This window comes from Pseudomonas sp. Ma2-10, assembly GCF_054330215.1.
This window is the reverse complement of the sequence record NZ_JBTEYL010000001.1, coordinates 325,286-342,756: the sequence shown is the minus strand read 5'-3', so window position 1 is coordinate 342,756 and position 17,471 is coordinate 325,286. Positions and strand designations below refer to the sequence as shown.

Below are 17,471 nucleotides of genomic sequence, written 5' to 3'. Positions count from 1 at the left end.
TTTCATGACGCCCTTGCCCGCACCTTTGCGCTGGCTGTATTCCCTTGAATGGCGCCGGGGCTTCTTCGACTGGGCGCGCAGCGATGGCGTGACCTGGGTCTATATTTTCAAGGTGCTGTTCGCCGCGTTTCTGACCCTGTGGCTGGCCATGCGCCTGGAGTTGCCGCAACCGCGCACGGCGATGATTACCGTGTTCATCGTCATGCAGCCGCAAAGCGGTCACGTGTTGGCCAAGAGTTTCTATCGCTTCCTTGGGACATTGGCCGGCTCGGCGGTGATGGTCGCGTTGATTGCCTTGTTTGCGCAGAACACCGAGTTGTTCCTCGGTTCGCTGGCGATTTGGGTGGGCATCTGTTCGGCGGGCGCGGCGCGCTATCGCAACTTCCGAGCCTATGGTTTCGTGCTCGCCGGGTATACCGCTGCGATGGTGGGTTTGCCCGCACTGGCGCACCCGGACGGCGCGTTCATGGCGGCCGTCTGGCGGGTACTGGAAATCTCTCTGGGGATTATTTGCTCCACGCTGGTCAGTGCCGCGATCCTGCCGCAGTCCTCCAGCGCCGCGATGCGCAACGCCCTGTATCAGCGCTTCGGCGTGTTCGCGCTATTCGTCACGGATGGCTTGCGCGGTCGCAGCAAACGGGAGGCTTTCGAGGCGAGCAACGTGCGCTTCATCGCCGAGGCCGTGGGGCTGGAAGGGTTACGCAGTGTCACCGTGTTTGAAGACCCGCACATGCGTCGGCGCAACGGTCGGCTCAGTCGGCTGAACAGCGAATTCATGGGCATCACCACCCGTTTCAACGCCTTGCACCAGTTGCTCGAACGTTTGCGCAGCAGCGGCGCCGATCACGTGGTTGCGGCGATCAAACCGGGATTGCAGGACCTGGCTGAACTGCTCGACGGCTTCAGCGGCCGTGCGCTGACCAACGCCGATGCGGGGCGTCTGGTCATCGCGCTGACCGCCTACAAAGAAGGTCTGCCGGCGCGCGTTCGCAGCTTGCGCAGGATTTTTCAGGAGCGCAATCCGAGCGACGCCGAGCAGCTGGATTTTCATACCGCATACGAACTGCTCTTTCGCTTCGTCGACGACTTGCACAGTTATGCACAGACCCATGCGTCGCTGGCGGATCACAGCCATGCGCGCGAGCAATGGGACGAGCCGTTCACCCCGCAAACCAACGGGATGGCGTCGGCCGCCTCGGGGATTCGCGCGGCGTTCATTCTGGTGGTTCTGGGCAGCTATTGGGTCGCAACGGCGTGGCCGAGCGGTGCGACGATGACCCTGATCGCCGCTGCTACCGTGGGTCTCTCGGCGGCGACACCGAACCCAAAACGCATGGCGTTTCAGTTGGCTTGCGGGACGCTCCTGGGGGCCCTGATCGGATTCGTCGAGATGTTTTTCATCTTCCCCTGGATCGACGGTTTTGCGTTGCTCTGCGTGATGCTTGCCCCGGTGATCGTGCTCGGTTCGTTTCTGACCTCGCGCCCGCAATACGCCGGTGTCGGCCTTGGCCTGCTGATTTTTTTCAGCACCGGTTCAGTGCCGGACAACCTCACCGTTTACAACCCTTATACCTTCATCAACGACTACATCGCCATGGTGCTTGGCATGCTGGTCTGCGCGGCGGCCGGGGCGATCATTCTGCCGCCCAACAGCCGCTGGTTGTGGCGTCGGCTGGAACAGGATTTGCGCGGGCAAGTGGTGTACGCCATCAGCGGCAAACTCAAGGGATTGGCGTCGAGTTTCGAAAGCAGCACCCGTGACCTGTTGCATCAGGCCTACGGTCTCGCGGTGGGGCAGCCGCAGGTACAACGGGACTTGCTGCGCTGGATGTTTGTGGTGCTGGAAGTCGGCCACGCGATCATTGAGTTGCGTAAGGAACAGGCGATCCTGCCGGTGCATCCGGCTTATGCCGAATCCCAACCGTGGCGTCAGGCGATCCGGGTGATGGGGCGCTCGCTGGTGCGGCTGTTTCTGCAGCCGAGCCAGAGCAATCTGGAACGCGGCCTGATCGCTGTCGATCACGCGATCAGCCGCGTGCAAGCCACCGACGAACCTTTCGCGCCGCACTTTGACACCTCGGCCCTGCGCCGGGTGAAGAGCTACCTGCACTTCATCCGGACTTCGTTGCTGGACCCGCAATCACCGCTCGCCGGCTACATAAATGCCACCGCCAAGCCCCCAGGACTTGAACATGCCTCGTGAAATCGCCTTCCACGGCGTGTACATGCCGACCATGACCCTGATGTTTTTCATCGCGGCGGCGCTGGCCTGGGCACTCGACCGGTTCCTGTCCGGGTTCGATTTGTACCGCTTCTTCTGGCACCCGGCGCTGCTGCGCCTGAGTTTGTTTACCTGCCTGTTCGGCGCCCTGGCGCTGACTGTTTACCACTGACTCTCTATCACTGAAGAAGGCCCTGATGAAAAAGCTTTTCAGCCTGCTCGCCACTCTATTGGTGCTGGCCCTTGCGATGTGGATCGGCCGGACGTTGTGGGTGCACTACATGGACACGCCATGGACCCGTGACGGCCGGGTGCGCGCCGACATTATCAATGTCGCCGCTGACGTCACCGGGGAAGTGGTGGACGTGCCGGTGCGCGACAATCAACAGGTAGCGAAGGGCGATTTGCTGATGCGGATCGACCCCGAACACTACCGCATTGCGGTCAAACAGGCACAGTCGCTGGTGGCCTCGCGCAAGTCGACGTGGGAAATGCGCAAGGTCAACGCCCTGCGCCGCGCTGACATGGACAACCTGGTGATCTCCAGGGAAAACCGCGACGACGCCAGCAACATCGCCGATTCGGCCCTGGCCGATTACCAGCATGCTCAGGCACAGCTCGAAGCCGCCGAACTGAACCTCAAACGCACCGAGGTCCGCGCAGCGGTGGACGGTTATGTGACCAACCTCAATGTGCATCGCGGCGACTACGCGCGCATTGGCGAAGCGAAAATGGCCGTGGTCGATATGCATTCGTTCTGGGTGTATGGCTTCTTCGAGGAAACCAAATTGCCCCACGTGCGCGTGGGCGATAAAGCCGACATGCAGTTGATGAGTGGCGAAGTGCTGAAGGGGCACGTTGAGAGTATTTCTCGCGGCATCTACGACCGTGATAACCCGCAGAGTCGCGAGCTGATTGCGGATGTGAACCCGACCTTTAACTGGGTGCGCCTGGCGCAGCGGGTGCCGGTGCGGATTCACATTGATGAAGTGCCGGAGGGTGTGCTGTTGGCGGCGGGGATTACTTGTACCGTGGTTGTTAACAGGCCATAAGACCGAGTTGCTAAAAGACGACACCTCAGCCCTTGCAAAACGTCTCATGCAAATGCCGCCAAAGCACCTTGCCCCCCGCCTGGGTCTCAAACACCACCGTTGACCGGCGATCAGAGTGCAAGCCGGTCGCATCGGTCTGTTGTTCGCGATAACTCACCACTGCGCCGTCGTCGTACCGCGCGATGCCGCGCAATTCGCTGAGCTCAATTCTGAATCCAAGCTTCTTGCCGCCCGCCATCAAAAACAACGCACTCAACGCGTCGAAGTCCAGCACCCGGCCCAACGGCGAGACCATGGAAAATTGTGGCGAAAAACGCGTCAGCAACTGTTCAAGCGCCGGCTCGTCCTGTTCCTCGGCCAACCATTGCTCGATGGCGACGTGGGCCTGGATCACTTCGTCAAAGTATTCGGTGTAGTCGGTCATGGAAGTTGCCCCTTCAGTCCGAACCGCTTCATTAACCCCGCCTCCAGCAGGCCTTTAGGCAACAACCCCGCCAGCAACGGCAACGCCCGACTGCCATTGCCCAGACGAATCAGGCGCGGTGGTTTGCTCTGCTGCACGGCCTTGAGCACACCGGCGGCCAATTCACTGGCCGGGGTCGGGTTGTCCTGGGAGGCCTTGGCCCGTGCGCGAATGCCGTCACGCAGCGGCCACCACGGCGATTGTTCGGTAATCAGCTGCTCCGCCTCATGGCCGGCATTCTTGGCAAAACTGGAGGCAATGGCGCCCGGCTGGACTTCCATGACCCGCACGCCGAACGGCGCCAGTTCCATGCGCAACGCATCGGTCAAGGCATGCACCGCCGCTTTCGAGGCGCAGTAGGCGCCGGCGAATGGCGTGACCAGAACCCCTGATACGCTGCCGATGTTCACCACCAGACCCTTGGCGTGGCGCAGCACCGGGAACAGGGCGCGGGTGACGCCGACGATGGCGAACACGTTGGTTTCGAATTGCCGCTGCATGGCCGGTACACCGCCGTCGAGCAACGGCCCCATGGCGCCGTAACCGGCATTGTTGATCAGCACGTCGAGGCCGCCATGTTGCTGGTTGATGCGCTCGCTCAAGTGTTCGAGTGCCGCTGCGTCGTTGACGTCCAGTTGCACGGCGGTGAAGCCGGCAGCGTTCAGCGCTGCCACGTCTTCTGTCTTGCGGGCGCTGGCCCAGACTTCGTATCCGGCACTTTTGAACACCTCGGCGAGGGCGCGACCAATGCCGCTGGAACAACCGGTAATCAACGCAACGGGCATGGCGCGATCCTTGTGCAAAAAGAGAGAGGGAGGATCAATCGGAGAAACTACCTTTTAAACGCTCGGCGCGAAACGCCAGCGTTTGCGGGCGATAGCCGGGACGCAGCGGTGGCAGCGGCAAACAGTCTTCCCAGGCCGCGCCGGCCTGCAGTTCGCCGGGGCCACGATAGCGTGGTGCGGTGTATTGATTGTCGGCCAGATTGACCGTGTCGCCCGGCGCATAGGCTGCGATGCGCCAGCGCAGTTTGGTCAGCGGCACGTCGTTGCCGTTATTCATTGTCAGTTGCAGTGGGCGATCGGCCGGGCACTGTTCTGGCGCGTAAGTGATGCGCAACTCCAGGCGCGCCAGTTGCTTGGCCTCGCGGTTGTCCATCCAGATCACCCCCGTGGCTACCACACCCAGTCCGATGGCCGCCGCCACCGAGACCGGCAATGCCTTGGCCGGGTAGCGCAGCAACAAAATCAGCCAGGTGATGACCAGCAGGACGCCGATGAACATGTTTGAACGCTCCTTGAACTCATGACCACCATCCTACCGAAGGGCTGAAGGAATGGACATTCATCGATCAAGGTCTTTAGCCGTTAGATCGTTTCCACGCAGAGCGTGGGACGAGAAATAAAAAAAACCGCCCAACCCGCTGCGGATAGGGAAACGCAGCGGGTTGGACGGGGGCTTCTTGTATGACAGATCAATTACTGTGAGATGGTTTTCACCGACACGCCGCGTTCAATCGGGTTGGAGCGACCGTAGATATCTTCAAACCGCTCGATATCGTCTTCGCCCAGGTAGCTGCCCGATTGCACTTCGATGATTTCCAGCGAGATCTTGCCCGGATTGCGCAAGCGGTGGACCGAGGCGATCGGGATGTAGGTCGACTGATTTTCAGTGAGCAAGAACACGTTTTCGTCGCAGGTCACTTCCGCAGTGCCGCTGACCACGATCCAGTGTTCGGCGCGGTGGTGATGCATCTGCAATGACAGGCACGCGCCGGGTTTGACCGAGATGCGCTTGACCTGGAAGCGGCCGCCCATGTCCACCGAGTCGTAGGAGCCCCACGGACGATAGACTTCGCAGTGGGTCTGGGTTTCGCTGCGGCCCTGCTCGTTAAGGGTGTTGACCATCTGTTTCACGCCTTGGACCTTGTCCTTGTGGGCGATCATCATGGCGTCCTTGGTTTCGACGACCACGATGTTTTCCAGGCCGATCACCGACACCAGTTTGCCGTTGCCGTGGATCATGCAGTTTTTGCTGTCCTGAATGACCACATCGCCTTTGGTGACGTTGCCGTTGGCGTCTTTTTCATTCACTTCCCACAGCGACGACCAGCAGCCGACATCGCTCCAGCCCGCGGTCAGCGGTACAACGCAGGCGCGCTGGGTTTTTTCCATCACCGAGTAGTCGATGGAATTGTCCGGGCAGCAAGCGAAGGTGGCGGAGTCGATGTCGACCGTGTCGGCATCCTGCTCGCTGCGCTCCAGGGCCAACATGCAGGTGTCGTAGATGTCCGGATCGTGTTTTTTCAGCTCTTCCAGGAATCGGCTGGCGCGGAACAGGAACATGCCGCTGTTCCAGAAATAACCGCCGGACTCGACGAACTCGGTGGCGCGTTTCACGTCCGGTTTTTCGACGAAGTGCGAGACGCGGCTAACGCCTTCCGGCAGCAGCGAATCATTGGTCGACTTGATGTAGCCATAGCCGGTTTCCGGTTTGGTGGCCGGTACACCGAACAGCACCATTTCGCCGTTTTCCGCAGCGACTGTGGCCAGGGCGAGCGCGCGTTGCAGGGCTTTCTGATCTTCCAGCACGTGGTCGGCTGGCAGCACCAGCATCAACTCGTCGCGACCTTCGTTGACCAGCATCATCGCGGTCAACGCAACTGCCGGAGCGGTGTTGCGGCCAAACGGTTCCATCAGGATGCGCTGGGTGTCCAGGTTACGGGCACTCAGTTGCTCGTTGACGATGAAACGGTGTTCCTTGTTGCAGACTACGATCGGGGTGTCCATGCCTTCGAACACCAGGCGTTCCAGGGTTTGCTGGAACAATGTTTGTTCGCCGGTCAGGGCGAGAAATTGCTTAGGGAACTGTTTGCGCGAAAGCGGCCAAAGACGTGAGCCACTACCACCTGACAAGATCACCGGAATCATGTTGTTACTCCTTGAAAATCGTATGGGTCAGAGCTACTGCGTTCTGTCGTTTCACTCTTGTTCTTATTCCGTGTCCGGGTAGCCCGTGGGCTACCCGACAAAATGATTAGCGCGTCGAAACCGGGCGTTTTACCCAGACTGGTGCCAGGTTGCTGCCCGTGCCGGTGACGTACAGCACGGCGGCTTCACCACGTTCCAGGGCCACCGGTTTCACGTCGCCGACTTTCTTGTCGCCATCGTATAGCGCCAGGCTGACTTTAACCGGGTTGATTTCACGCTCGCCACGGCCCTTGGCGGCCACGGTCGGGATCACTTCGGTCTTGCCGTCAGCGGTTTTCAGGGCCAGGGCTTTGTCGCTGAGGTTCTGCACGCGAACCAGCGATTTTTGCTTGTTCTTGAACGGCGGTTCTTCGATCAGTTGCGGTGCGCCGCTGGCGTTGTTGACCAGGGTGTAATAGTGATCACCGGCCAGTTTCACCGCCAGGGACTGGCTACCGACCTTGGCGCTATAGTCGCCGCCCGGCATGAAGCTGAAGTCAGTGCTGGACAGTGGCGCGACGTCGGCCAGGTTTGTGGTGCCCACGGTGGCGCTGACTTCAGCGTTACCGGCGTTGTAGACACGTACGAAGCTTGAGCCTTTCGGTGCGGTCGGACCGTAGAGCGCGGAGTCGCCACCGGCGAAGGCTTGCATCGACAACACGCTCATGCCAGCGACGAGAGCGAAAGTCTTGGCGAGACGGCGAGGAGTAGTAGTGAAAGTCATGGTGTACCTCTCTTTCAGTTTTGCGCCCGGTCGGGCGTCTCGGATTTAGTGTTTGCGGCTACGTTTTGTTGGCGAGCACCGGCTTCTTTGAGCTCTGCGACCCACTGCGGGTCGGCGTCACCGATTTCGTTGTTCACAGGCAGATAACGTTCAGGAAACTCCCAGATCAGCACCTGTGGCGGGCTGTTCTTGAAAGCATCACTTTGCAGATAGCTGAGCATCGGCAGAATCGGGCCATGGCCGTCTTCGGCGTAATCGACTACATCACTGTTCAGCGCTTGTTTCAGCGCACCGACGAAGTTCCAGTTGGGGTTGGCGCTGTAGCTGGTGCCGATCAGGGCCACCGGCACTTCAGTGTTGGCGAACAAGGCGTCATCACTGGCTGGCTGGTCTTGTGCCGCAACGGTGTTGCGCTTCTGCAACGGCTCAGGCTTGGGCATCAGGTTTTCGAACAGCGGGTCCAGCGGCAGGAACAACCGCAGGTCGCCCTTGTGAGTCACCTTCTCCGCAGGTTCAGTGACGAAGTGTTGCGGCTCGCCGCTCAGCGGGGTTTTTTCGGCGATGGTTTTGGCCAGGGTTTCGGCTGCGATTTGCGCGCCTTCCGGGGTCCAGTGAGTGTCGGTGCGCAGGAACACCTGCTGACCGTTCAGTTTGGCTTTCAACATCGGGCCGAACAGGTCGGGAGCGAGGATCTTGTTGGCCGCCACACGAGCGTGGAAGTCTTCATAAAGGTTGGCGTGGATACTCGAAGGCTTCACGGCACCCAGGTGTTCCGGGTACAGGCGAGTCTTGGCTGGCACAATCGCCATGACCAGTTTCACACCTTTGGCCTTCAGTTCCTGGCGCACGCCTTCAACCAGCGCGTAGTTGCCTTGCAGGTTCAGTTCTTCGTTGACGATCGGGTTGAATTCCTCATCGCTGTACAACCATTGATCGCGGCCGAGCACGACGCCCGGACGACCTTCGTTGAACAGTTTGAAGTCCAGCGCCGCCCAAAGGTTGGTGCCCAGGCGCTTGATCGGGAACTCGTCGTCGTAATGCGTTTCCACGGCTTTGGTCCAGCGGCCATTGAGCACCGTCGTTTCGGCAGAGGTACTGAAACCGATGAAACTGCGCGTGGACCACAGGCCCAGGACCAGCAGCGTCACCATGAACAGGGCGATGTAGAGGATGCGTAATGAGCGGGTCATCGTCAGATCCCTCAGAACTGGAAGTAAAGGAACGGCGAGAAGCTTTGCGCCGAGAGTTTGAAAATCGAGGCGATGAACAGCACCAGCACCAGCGTGCGCATCACGTATCGAGACCAGTGCGCCGTCCAGTAGGCCGGTTGCACAGTCGCTTCAACGCCGACGGTGTAGCCAGGCTCGTGGATGCTGCCCGGGTTGTCGCCCGGTACCGCTTTGATCATTCCAGGGGTTGCGGCAGCCGGGCCATCGGCCTCGACGTTCACCACAGGCTTGGTCTTCTCAGGCGGCAGGTTGCTGTAGAAGTCGCGGATGCCGAAGAACGCCAGGGTCATGTAAGCCACCACCAGGGTCGCCACTTGCAGGCCGCTGAGGCTGGCCGCGTTGAGTTCCGACAGTGACCATTCGCCGAAGCTGAACATCGCGCCGTACATACGACCGGCGACGTGCAGGTTTTCCGAGCGGAAGATTACCCAGCCCATGACCACGAGCAGGAAGGTCAGCGCCCAGCGGATCGGGTTGATGCTGCGCGGCGAGGTATTCAGGCCGAGGGCTTTTTCGATCGCCAGCCACATGCCGTGCCAGGCGCCCCAGACGATGTACGTGATGTTCGCGCCGTGCCACAGACCACCAAGGAGCATGGTCAGGAACAGGTTGCGATAGGTCGTCAGCGTACCTTTACGGTTACCCCCCAGCGTGATGTACAGGTAGTCACGCAACCAGGTCGACAGGCTGATGTGCCAGCGACGCCAGAACTCGGTAATCGACTGGCTGATGTACGGCTGTTTGAAGTTTTCCATGAAGCGGAAACCCATCATCAAGCCCAGACCGATTGCCATGTCGCTGTAACCGGAGAAGTCGAAATACAGTTGCGCGGTATAGGCCAGCGCGCCGAGCCAGGCATCGCCCGTGGTCGGATTCTGCAAGGCGAAGCAATGGTCGGCCACGACCGCCAGGGTGTCGGCGATGAAGACCTTCTTGATGAAGCCCTGCATGAATCGCGTCGCACCTTCGGAGAACTTGTCGAGGGTGTGGGTGCGGTTGTTGAACTGGTCGGCGAGATCGCGAAAGCGCAACACCGGACCGGCGATCAGGTGCGGGAAGATCGCCACGAAAGCCGCAAAGTCGATCAGGTTGCGGGTCGCCGGGGTATCACCACGGTAGACGTCGATGATGTAGCTGATGGACTCGAAGATGTAGAACGAGATCCCGATCGGCAACAGCACGTGGGTCAGGATGAACGGCGACAGACCAACGGAGGTCATCATCGCGTTGATGCTGTCGACGCCGAAGTTGGCGTACTTGAAGTAGCCGAGAATGCACAGGTCGACGGCCACGCCCAGGAGTAACCAGCGTTGTGCCGGTTTGGTCCGAACGCCTGCGGCGCCGACTTTGAGGCCGATCCAGTAGTTCCACAGCGTGACGGCTGCGAATAGCGCAAGGAAGTCCACACGCCACCAGGCATAGAACACGTAGCTGGCGATTAGCAGCAGCAGGTTGCGATAGCGTATTCCGCTTAAGTAGTACATGCCGAGAAAGAGCGGCAAGAACAAAAACAGGAACACGTTGGATGAAAATACCATCCCGGTCTCTCCATGTTTAACCAACAGTCAAGGGCCGCAGCCCCCCCAAACCCCCCCACGAAAAAACCGGGGGAATATCACTCAACTCAAATCGTGCACTGACCCTGTGGAAGCGAGATTGCTCGCTCCCTTCCACAGGGAATTGGCGTTAGTCCTAGGACCCTTTGCCCTTCTCATTTGCCGGGTCGTAGACCTTGGTCAAGTCACCACCGAGGCGAAAGGTTTTGAACGGCTGCATCTCGTGCTTTTTCTCAAGCACATCCGGCGAGCAGGTGTAGAGCGAGCAGAACGGTTCGAGCCAGGCGAATTTCGAGTCGATTTTCAGGTCGGTCATGTCCTGTTCCTTACCGTTCTTGTTCTCGAAGCTGCTCGGGTCTTTGACACCCGCGAGCACTCGATCACCCAGGCGTTTCAAGGCGCCGTTGTTTTCCTGACGCAAGTCCACACCGTTGACCTGAGCGTAACTGGCGATCATCGCGAGCGGCGGCAGGGCGTAGTTGTGGTAGGCGAGGGCGCGTTGCTGGCGCTTGAGTTCGTTGGGCAGGAAGCCCTGGGCGTCGATTTGATTGGCGCCGACCTTGAATTCCTTCACCGACCAGTCGAACAGGTCGCGGCGGTTGGTGGCGATGGACGTTGCCATCACCGACCAGGCGGACCAGTACGAGTGGTTGTTGGTTTTTTCCAGCGGCAGGTTGTCCCAATCGCTGACCACCTGATCAGCCATTTTGCTGAACCAGGCCTCAATCAACTGCGACTCTTGCGGGTGGTTTGCCAACGGATGCGAGTCGGAGAACTTCAGGCGGATATAAGACGACGCCATGCTGCCCAACGCCCATTTGCGCATGGACTTGCCGGTGTGGTTGAAGTCCTTGGACATCAACGCATCGGCCTTGGCCCAGGCGGTCAACCAATTCAGGGTGCATTCCAGCTGTTCCGGACGACCGTCACGCATGTACTGCATCACGCGCTTGCTGGTGCCGCGCTCAATCTTGGTGATGTCGGCCGTGGTGTCACGGAAGGCTTTTTCCGATGCCTTGTTCAGGGTCGAACGGGCCTTGTCGGAACCTTCATATTTGCTGCGAAATTGCAGAGGACCGGTGTATGGCGTTGGCATCGCATCACAGCCTTTGCTCTTGTCGCCGGTTTTGACTTTTTCAATCGGCGCGAAGTAACCCTGGGGCGGACGCAAGGGCGCGGCGGCCTGAGTGGCTCCGGCGAACATCGCCAGCGTCAGCAGGGAGGGCGCGATCAGTCTTTTCAAAGTTCGGGTTTGCATGCATGTCATAAGAGGTTGCCTCATTGCCCGGTCTGAGCCGTACGCTGCCCAGTGCCAGGGAATACATTGCGTTTGCAGATTTTCGCTTCGACTTTCTGTGGCGCGGCACCTGCTTCAGGGCCCTGGACTTCGACGGCCAGCAGATTCTGCGAGGCCCAGTCTTCGTCCGTGCGCAACTCAAAGGCGAAACGCCCGTCGGTGTCGGAGGTTTCCGGTTTGTCGATCTTGATGTCCTCGTGGCGACCGTTCATGTACCAGAGGGTGGCTTGCAGAGTTTTCACCGACGGATCGGCGAAGCGGATATCGACCTGATGGTTGCTGTTTTGCAGGTTCAGGTTCTTGCTGTTGACCATCAATTCGTTCTTGCCCGGTTTCAACGTGGTGCTGCTGGTCATCTGTGCATCCTTTCCTTCGCAACCGTTGTCCAGCAACGCCATCATCTGGCGGTAGATGGTTTCCTGGTTGAGGCGGTAGAGCGGCGAGAATTCCCAGATCAGAATCTTCGGCGGATTGGTCTGGAACTCTTCGCTGCCCAGGTACTGCAGCATCGAACCTTCCAGGCCACCGCCGGGGAACGACACGTTGAGGATGTCGGCGCTGATGGCCTCTTGGAGGAAGCCGGCGAAGTTGTAGTTTTTGCCACTGTGGCTGGTGCCGACCAACGTGATCTCCGGATTTGCGGAATCACCGAACAGGTCGCCATCCGCGGCTTCGCCTTTGGGCTCGGTAGTGAATTGATCCATGTACTGGACCGCGTAGCTGGTGCCACAGAGTTGACCGGCCATGTTGTGCAATGTTCCGGTCTTGCCCATGCGACCCGACTTATGGCTCTCGAACTCGCGCTTCGGAATGTCAGCGAATTCAGGCAGTTGCTTGACTTTTTCGCCGACGATTTTCGCTGTGCGCTGAGCGCCATACGGCGTCCAGTGCTGGTCGCCACGGAAGTAGAAGTCGTGAGCGGGCAGGGTGTCGGGCAGTGATTCGTTGGTCAGCGGCGACAGGTCCGGTACGGTGTAGCCCATCTGCTCGAAACGGCCGAGCATGGTCTTGTAATTCCTCAAGGCCTTGTCGAAATCGAATGAGGCCTTGTCTTGCGGGTTGAGCTTGTTGCGGTTCACCAGGCCACGGGTCGGCTGGTAAACCACGACCAGTTCCACGCCTTTGCTCTTGAACGCATCGTGCAATTCTTTCATGCGTTTGTAGCCGGCCGGGGTGGTGTCGAACTCAGTGCGCAAGTCTTCTTGCGTACGGAACAGCCAATCGCCCTGAGCCTGCACCAGCGTGGTGAAGTTCTGCTGGTAACGCGTGGTGTAGTTCTTCGCGTCATGGGCTTCGGGGCAGAGGTTGCAGCACGGTTCGGCGCTGAATGTTGGCGGACTAATGTTACTTGCAGCTTCGTTCGCACGAACGCCGCCGCTGGCCGCGAGAATGCCGGCGGTCAGGGCCGACAGGCTGAGTAATTTGATCAAGTGTGAGTGCATAAAATTATCCTCAGTCCTGCATTTCGGTCTGGCGTTCGACAGGGTCGATCAGCACGGCTTTCTGCTGGCGCACCAACAGGTCGAGAATTTCATCCTGACGCTCGCCGAGAATCCCGTTGAAGCTGATGCCGCTGGACTTGGTCGGGGCGAGCATGGACACGCGATACAGTTCGACGCTCAGGGGTGAGTCGATGGACAGCGGGCCGCTGCCGTTGCCCGCCAGTTCGCCACCCACGATGATCAGCGACACCTGGGCATCGAACGGGTCGAGCTTGATGTCACGGTCGGTGTCGCTCAGGTCTTTGATGTGGCCGTAGACGCCGGTCAGGCCGTTGGCCATGGACAGGTTTTCGTAGAGTCGGATGTTCACACTGTTACGAATACGAATACCGTGACGACGGTTACTGATCACCTTGTTGCCGTAAATCAGATTGTCCGCACTCTCGTAGAGGGTGATGCCGTCGGTATGGTTTTTGTAAATCTCGTTGTAGGCGATGATGTTGTTGACGCTGTTACGGTCGATCACCAAGCCAGACAACTTGTTGTCATAGCTGCGGTTGTTGAAGATGAAGCTGTCGTTGACCTCACGGGAAATAATGATCCCGTGTTTTTTCTTGGTCCCGAAAACCGTGTTGTCGGCGATGATCAGACCGTGGGAACGGTCATGCGGGTCAATGCCGTAAACGATGTTGTCTTTGTAGGTGTTGCCCTTGACCACAAAGTCGCGGGTTTCGTAGCAGTAGAAGCCGTACCACATGTCCGAGAACTCCGAGCCGACGATCCAGCCGCTCGGTTCAGGGCGCTTCATCACTTTGGCCATGTTTGGCGTGTACTGAGAAATACTTACGCCGTAGGACTTACTGTTGGCGTAGCCGAAACTGGCGATCTTGCTGTTGGCGATGTAGGTCTCGGTGCCGCCCCAGGACAGCAGGAACGGACGGAACTCCTTGGGCGACTTGAAGGCCGCCGGGCCGTTTGCCTTCTCGCTCCAGCCAGTGATTTTGGTATCGCGCACGAATAGCTGGCCGTCGTTGACCAGGAACGAACCGGCCTCTTGGGACAGGCGCAGTTCCTGGGTCTGCTTGTCGATTTCCAGGATGCCTTTTTCACCCACCACGATCGGCAGCTTCGCCAGGAACACACCCGGCGAGGTTTCGCTGAAGTACTGCTTGGGCAATTTCTTGGCCAGGTCCTTGAGGTTCATGTAGCCGTCGTCGATGAAAATCGCCTGTGGGATACCGTGCTGACGCACGACCCATTCGGCCATCTTGTTATCGCCGCCGATGAAGTCCTTCAGGGCGTTTTCCTGCATCATCCGGCGCACGCTGATTTTGCCGGCCTTGGTGCGCACGATTTTCGCGGCGATGGCTTCGGCGGTGTAGCCGGAGGTGTCCGGCAGTTTCGGCTTGGCCAACTCCAGCGGCGCGGTCGGTGCACTGCTGACGGTGTAGGTCTTGGCCTGTTGCAACCCTTTCGCGATGGTCACCGGCTGGACTTTTTGAACCGGCGAGGCCGGCTCCACAGTGGCGAAGGCTGCCGTGCTGGCCAGTAACATCGCGCCGGCCAGCACGGTTATCGAGCCTCTCTTTGGACTGGTCATGTCGGGAACTCCCTTAGCGGTTCGCATCAGAAGCGCCAGATCACGTCGACAAACGCGCGGTGCATGTACGAGTCGACGCCTTTGCCATAGGCATCGCCGGGCTTGAACACGCCGCCACGCAAACGCACCAGGGCCGAAGGCTCATCGATCGATTGGCTCAAGGCTGCGGGCAGCAGGCCTTGCTTGAAGTACTTGGTGACGACCACGTCCAATTCCTGACCGAGGTCTTTGTTACCATCTTCCAACGGCAGAGACGTGCTGGAAAGAATGGCGCCGGTGGCGTCGTCGGTGTTGTTCTGGACGGCGTTGATGCCGTTGCTGCCGACCGGCTTGTTACCGTCGACGCGCCAGAATTTGTGGTAGATCACGCTGGCGTCGTATTCGTCGTTGAGCATCCACGAACCGAACAACGTCGCGCTTTGCATGTTGTTCATTTCGCCACGGAAGGCTTCGCCGAAACGGTGAACCCGCGAGCGAGTACCGGTGTAGTTCGAACGGTTGCTTTCCAGGCCGTTCTGTTCGTAATCGGCGCTGGCACGGGCATAGGCTGCACCGACTTGCCATTGCGGATCGAGGCGCAGACGCACGCCCAGGTCAGTGGCCCAGCCATCTACATTGCCACTGGTTTTGGCGTGTGCTGGTGTGGTGCCATCGGCGTTGAGCGGGTTGACCTTGTCGCGGTCGCCGCTCATGCCGGTGACGCTGCCCCAGTAGTTGACGGTGTTGGTGTTGCGCCAGTTATAGGCATCGCTGTCGGCAGTAAGGCCGAGCCAGCTGATATCGCCATTCTCTTTCTTGTCCAGAGAGTCGGCGGGGACACCTGGCTGCGCGGTATCGAGCTTGCCGTCATCGTGGGTGTGATGACCGCGAATGCCGACCCAGTTGCCCGGGTTCCACTGGTACGCCGCATCGGCGTAAGCGTGCAGGCGATCCTTGTCCTTGGGCGCGAGTTCTGTGAGGTCGGTGCGGTACTCGCTGAAGCGCTCGGCAACACCGGCGTTGGCGCGCAACAGGGTGGTGTCGAAGGTCCAGTTCAGGGCTTCGATGTTGGTGTCGCGCCATTGACCATCGTCATTACGCAGACGCTGGCGGCCGAGCTTGAGCATCTCGCCGGGGTAGGGCGTAAGGCCGCTGTAGCCGACCCAGAACTCACGCATCGCCAGGTAGTTTTTCTTGCTCTTGCGATCACCGTTGTCGGTGGTCTGAGTGCCGTCGCTGTCGGACTGTTGCAGGGTGTCCGTCTCGATGATGTCGGTGGACGTCACGGCCTGACCCATGGCGTAGCCGCTCCACGCGCCGCTCTCGCCATAAATCCATGGGCGCAAGTCGAGGCCGACGCCGTTGACGTCTCCGCCGCTCTGCGTGCCCAGGTCGGTGTCGCCTTCGGACTGGGCGGTGACTTTCACGTCAAGGCCGAAGTTCTTGCTTTCAGTCAGGGCCGCCAGGGTCGGGCACGACCACAGCAGGGCGAATGACAGGCCAATACCGGCCTTAACGAATGGATTCAACTTCATAGGGATTCCTCGCCGTCTTCTTCCAGTGCGTGCAGTTGCAGCGTGTTCTGGCTCAAGGCACCACGAACGGCCTGTTCTTGTTTCAACAGGCGTTGGGCCTCTTTGATCTGGGCTGGCGGCAGTTGGGCTTGGAGTGTTTGCGCAAGCTCGGTGGCTTGCGGGGTGTTCTGGGCCTTGGCCAATTGGCTGAAGACATAAGCGTTAAGCGGGTCGGGCCGGGTGCCCTTGCCTTGGGAGAACAGTTGGGCAATCGCGAAGTCGGCGCTGTTCTGGCCGTTACGCGCAGCCTTGAGCAGGTGATCCAGCGCTTTTTGCGAATAGACCTTGCCCAGGTAACCGCGACGGTAGATCTGGCCGAGGTAGTAATCGGCGGCCACTTCTCTGCCGACGGCTTTCTTGAAGTGTTCTTCGGCGACCTTCGCGTCGACCAGCACCATTTTGCCTTCGTAGTAGAGCTTGCCCAGCAACAGTTCGGCGCGCGGCTGGTCGGCAGCGCGGCCGTTATCCAGGTACTTCATCATCGTGTCGACGTCAGCCAGTTCGGGGAAGTCGTAGAGCAATTGCGCCAGGCTGACCCAGGAAGCAGGGTAGGCAGGAGCGATGCCTTCGAGCAGCGATTGAGCGGTTTTCTCATCGGTCTTGCCCAGGGATGCATCGCCCAGTACGCGAGCCACGCTGTCCACCCGCTGCGCGGAAATTGTGCCGCGAGCCTGAGCGGCTTGCATTTGCTTGATCAGCTCGGCCTGTTTCTCTGGCTGGGCTTTTTTCTGATAGACCGTGGCCAGTTCGACGTAGCAGATGTCAGTGGTGTTCAACGCGGCTTTGCAGATCGTTTCCACTTCGTCCAGATGCTGGTCGTAAGTGCCCAGGGTGCGATAGAGCAGCACTTGGGCCAGGCCCGCTTCGGGCTTGCCTTCGCTGCGCCATTGGCTGATCTGCTGTTGCGCGTTGATGTTCGGGAAACTGTGCGGGTATTGCAGGTACAACATCGCCAGCGGAATCAGGGTATTGCCTTCGCCAGCGACCGAGGCTTTTTTCAACAGGCCTTCGGCTTCGTGCTGTTCGGCTTCGGTGGAACCGGGTTTGGCCACCAGCAGACGACCCAGGCGAGCCTGCGCTCGCGACGATACGCTGGCCGCGGCGCGATACGTTGCCTCGGCTTTCTTGATCTGCGCCGGGTCACGGCTGTCGACCTGGATATCGGCGAGGCCAACCTGTGCTTCGCTGTAGCCCAGGTCTGCCAGTTGCTGGTAATTCTGCGCCGCCAGCGTGGTATCACCGCGCTTGAGGGCTTCGTTGGCCAGGCGCTGGTCGGGCAGGCCGGCGCATCCGGTCAGGGCGATTGCCATGGCCAGAGTCAGCGGGACCGGCAGGATTCTGAGTGGGCTAGTCACGGGCATGTCC

At 59.6% G+C, this 17,471-nt stretch carries 15 protein-coding genes; 3 read left to right on the top strand and 12 right to left on the bottom strand.

Features of this window, described 5'->3' with window-relative positions; all coding sequences use genetic code 11:
• Nucleotides 1–4 precede the first annotated feature (4 nt).
• From ACXPVS_RS01470 to ACXPVS_RS01460, 3 genes are read left to right on the top strand one after another with little or no spacing between them, the layout of a single operon-like run.
• Nucleotides 5–2,203 carry an FUSC family protein gene (locus ACXPVS_RS01470; protein ID WP_458508328.1) on the top strand — a complete coding sequence of 733 codons (2,199 nt, stop codon included), beginning with the start codon at nt 5–7 and terminating at the stop codon, nt 2,201–2,203.
• The gene (locus ACXPVS_RS01465; RefSeq protein WP_008153498.1) at nt 2,193–2,393 is read left to right on the top strand and encodes a DUF1656 domain-containing protein; all 201 of its coding nucleotides are present in this window, start codon (nt 2,193–2,195) and stop codon (nt 2,391–2,393) included. The genes ACXPVS_RS01470 and ACXPVS_RS01465 overlap by 11 nt, the downstream gene beginning before the upstream one ends.
• Before the next feature lie 25 nt (nt 2,394–2,418).
• Nucleotides 2,419–3,273 (top strand): efflux RND transporter periplasmic adaptor subunit, encoded by an 855-nt coding sequence (locus ACXPVS_RS01460; RefSeq protein WP_458508327.1) that lies wholly within the window; start codon nt 2,419–2,421, stop codon nt 3,271–3,273.
• Nucleotides 3,274–3,298: 25 nt separating this feature from the next.
• Here ACXPVS_RS01460 and ACXPVS_RS01455 read toward each other — a convergent pair whose 3' ends face one another.
• The 12 genes from ACXPVS_RS01455 to algK form a co-directional block, all read right to left on the bottom strand.
• Nucleotides 3,299–3,697: a DUF4440 domain-containing protein gene (locus tag ACXPVS_RS01455; RefSeq protein WP_458508326.1), complete on the bottom strand. Its 399-nt coding sequence runs from the start codon at nt 3,695–3,697 to the stop codon at nt 3,299–3,301.
• Entirely contained in the window at nt 3,694–4,521 is an 828-nt protein-coding gene (locus ACXPVS_RS01450) for an SDR family oxidoreductase (protein WP_458508325.1), read from the bottom strand. Before ACXPVS_RS01450 ends, ACXPVS_RS01455 begins: the two co-directional genes overlap by 4 nt.
• Before the next feature lie 34 nt (nt 4,522–4,555).
• Complete coding sequence (locus ACXPVS_RS01445; RefSeq protein ID WP_458508324.1) at nt 4,556–5,020, bottom strand: multidrug transporter; 465 nt, start codon at nt 5,018–5,020, stop codon at nt 4,556–4,558.
• Between the two features lie 194 nt (nt 5,021–5,214).
• The gene (locus ACXPVS_RS01440; protein WP_458508323.1) at nt 5,215–6,666 is read right to left on the bottom strand and encodes a mannose-1-phosphate guanylyltransferase/mannose-6-phosphate isomerase; all 1,452 of its coding nucleotides are present in this window, start codon (nt 6,664–6,666) and stop codon (nt 5,215–5,217) included.
• Nucleotides 6,667–6,772: 106 nt separating this feature from the next.
• Nucleotides 6,773–7,429 carry an alginate O-acetyltransferase AlgF gene (locus tag ACXPVS_RS01435; RefSeq protein ID WP_458508322.1) on the bottom strand — a complete coding sequence of 219 codons (657 nt, stop codon included), beginning with the start codon at nt 7,427–7,429 and terminating at the stop codon, nt 6,773–6,775.
• Nucleotides 7,430–7,443: 14 nt separating this feature from the next.
• Nucleotides 7,444–8,619: an alginate O-acetyltransferase gene (locus ACXPVS_RS01430; RefSeq protein ID WP_458508321.1), complete on the bottom strand. Its 1,176-nt coding sequence runs from the start codon at nt 8,617–8,619 to the stop codon at nt 7,444–7,446.
• A gap of 11 nt (nt 8,620–8,630) precedes the next feature.
• Entirely contained in the window at nt 8,631–10,196 is a 1,566-nt protein-coding gene (locus ACXPVS_RS01425) for an MBOAT family O-acyltransferase (protein ID WP_458508320.1), read from the bottom strand.
• 154 nt (nt 10,197–10,350) lie between these two features.
• Complete coding sequence (locus ACXPVS_RS01420) at nt 10,351–11,481, bottom strand: mannuronate-specific alginate lyase (RefSeq protein ID WP_458508319.1); 1,131 nt, start codon at nt 11,479–11,481, stop codon at nt 10,351–10,353.
• Between the two features lie 11 nt (nt 11,482–11,492).
• A complete protein-coding gene (locus ACXPVS_RS01415; RefSeq protein ID WP_458508318.1) occupies nt 11,493–12,953 on the bottom strand; it encodes an alginate O-acetyltransferase in 1,461 nt (486 codons plus the stop codon).
• Between the two features lie 10 nt (nt 12,954–12,963).
• A complete protein-coding gene (algG, locus tag ACXPVS_RS01410) occupies nt 12,964–14,553 on the bottom strand; it encodes a mannuronan 5-epimerase AlgG (protein WP_458508317.1) in 1,590 nt (529 codons plus the stop codon).
• 26 nt (nt 14,554–14,579) lie between these two features.
• Nucleotides 14,580–16,067 carry an alginate export family protein gene (locus tag ACXPVS_RS01405; RefSeq protein WP_458508316.1) on the bottom strand — a complete coding sequence of 496 codons (1,488 nt, stop codon included), beginning with the start codon at nt 16,065–16,067 and terminating at the stop codon, nt 14,580–14,582.
• Nucleotides 16,064–17,467, bottom strand: coding sequence for an alginate biosynthesis TPR repeat lipoprotein AlgK (algK, locus tag ACXPVS_RS01400; protein WP_458508315.1), 1,404 nt, complete (start codon nt 17,465–17,467; stop codon nt 16,064–16,066). The genes ACXPVS_RS01405 and algK overlap by 4 nt, the downstream gene beginning before the upstream one ends.
• Between the last annotated feature and the right edge of the window lie 4 nt (nt 17,468–17,471).

Bases quoted from the DNA above. Each gene is read 5' to 3' on its own strand.
- algK (WP_458508315.1), bottom strand. From the start codon at position 17,467: ATGCCCGTGACTAGCCCACTCAGAATCCTGCCGGTCCCGCTGACTCTG.
- ACXPVS_RS01425 (WP_458508320.1), bottom strand. From the start codon at position 10,196: ATGGTATTTTCATCCAACGTGTTCCTGTTTTTGTTCTTGCCGCTCTTT.
- ACXPVS_RS01455 (WP_458508326.1), bottom strand. From the start codon at position 3,697: ATGACCGACTACACCGAATACTTTGACGAAGTGATCCAGGCCCACGTC.
- algG (WP_458508317.1), bottom strand. From the start codon at position 14,553: ATGACCAGTCCAAAGAGAGGCTCGATAACCGTGCTGGCCGGCGCGATG.
- ACXPVS_RS01435 (WP_458508322.1), bottom strand. From the start codon at position 7,429: ATGACTTTCACTACTACTCCTCGCCGTCTCGCCAAGACTTTCGCTCTC.
- ACXPVS_RS01445 (WP_458508324.1), bottom strand. From the start codon at position 5,020: ATGTTCATCGGCGTCCTGCTGGTCATCACCTGGCTGATTTTGTTGCTG.
- ACXPVS_RS01415 (WP_458508318.1), bottom strand. From the start codon at position 12,953: ATGCACTCACACTTGATCAAATTACTCAGCCTGTCGGCCCTGACCGCC.
- ACXPVS_RS01470 (WP_458508328.1), top strand. From the start codon at position 5: ATGACGCCCTTGCCCGCACCTTTGCGCTGGCTGTATTCCCTTGAATGG.
- ACXPVS_RS01465 (WP_008153498.1), top strand. From the start codon at position 2,193: ATGCCTCGTGAAATCGCCTTCCACGGCGTGTACATGCCGACCATGACC.
- ACXPVS_RS01405 (WP_458508316.1), bottom strand. From the start codon at position 16,067: ATGAAGTTGAATCCATTCGTTAAGGCCGGTATTGGCCTGTCATTCGCC.
- ACXPVS_RS01440 (WP_458508323.1), bottom strand. From the start codon at position 6,666: ATGATTCCGGTGATCTTGTCAGGTGGTAGTGGCTCACGTCTTTGGCCG.
- ACXPVS_RS01460 (WP_458508327.1), top strand. From the start codon at position 2,419: ATGAAAAAGCTTTTCAGCCTGCTCGCCACTCTATTGGTGCTGGCCCTT.
- ACXPVS_RS01430 (WP_458508321.1), bottom strand. From the start codon at position 8,619: ATGACCCGCTCATTACGCATCCTCTACATCGCCCTGTTCATGGTGACG.
- ACXPVS_RS01450 (WP_458508325.1), bottom strand. From the start codon at position 4,521: ATGCCCGTTGCGTTGATTACCGGTTGTTCCAGCGGCATTGGTCGCGCC.
- ACXPVS_RS01420 (WP_458508319.1), bottom strand. From the start codon at position 11,481: ATGACATGCATGCAAACCCGAACTTTGAAAAGACTGATCGCGCCCTCC.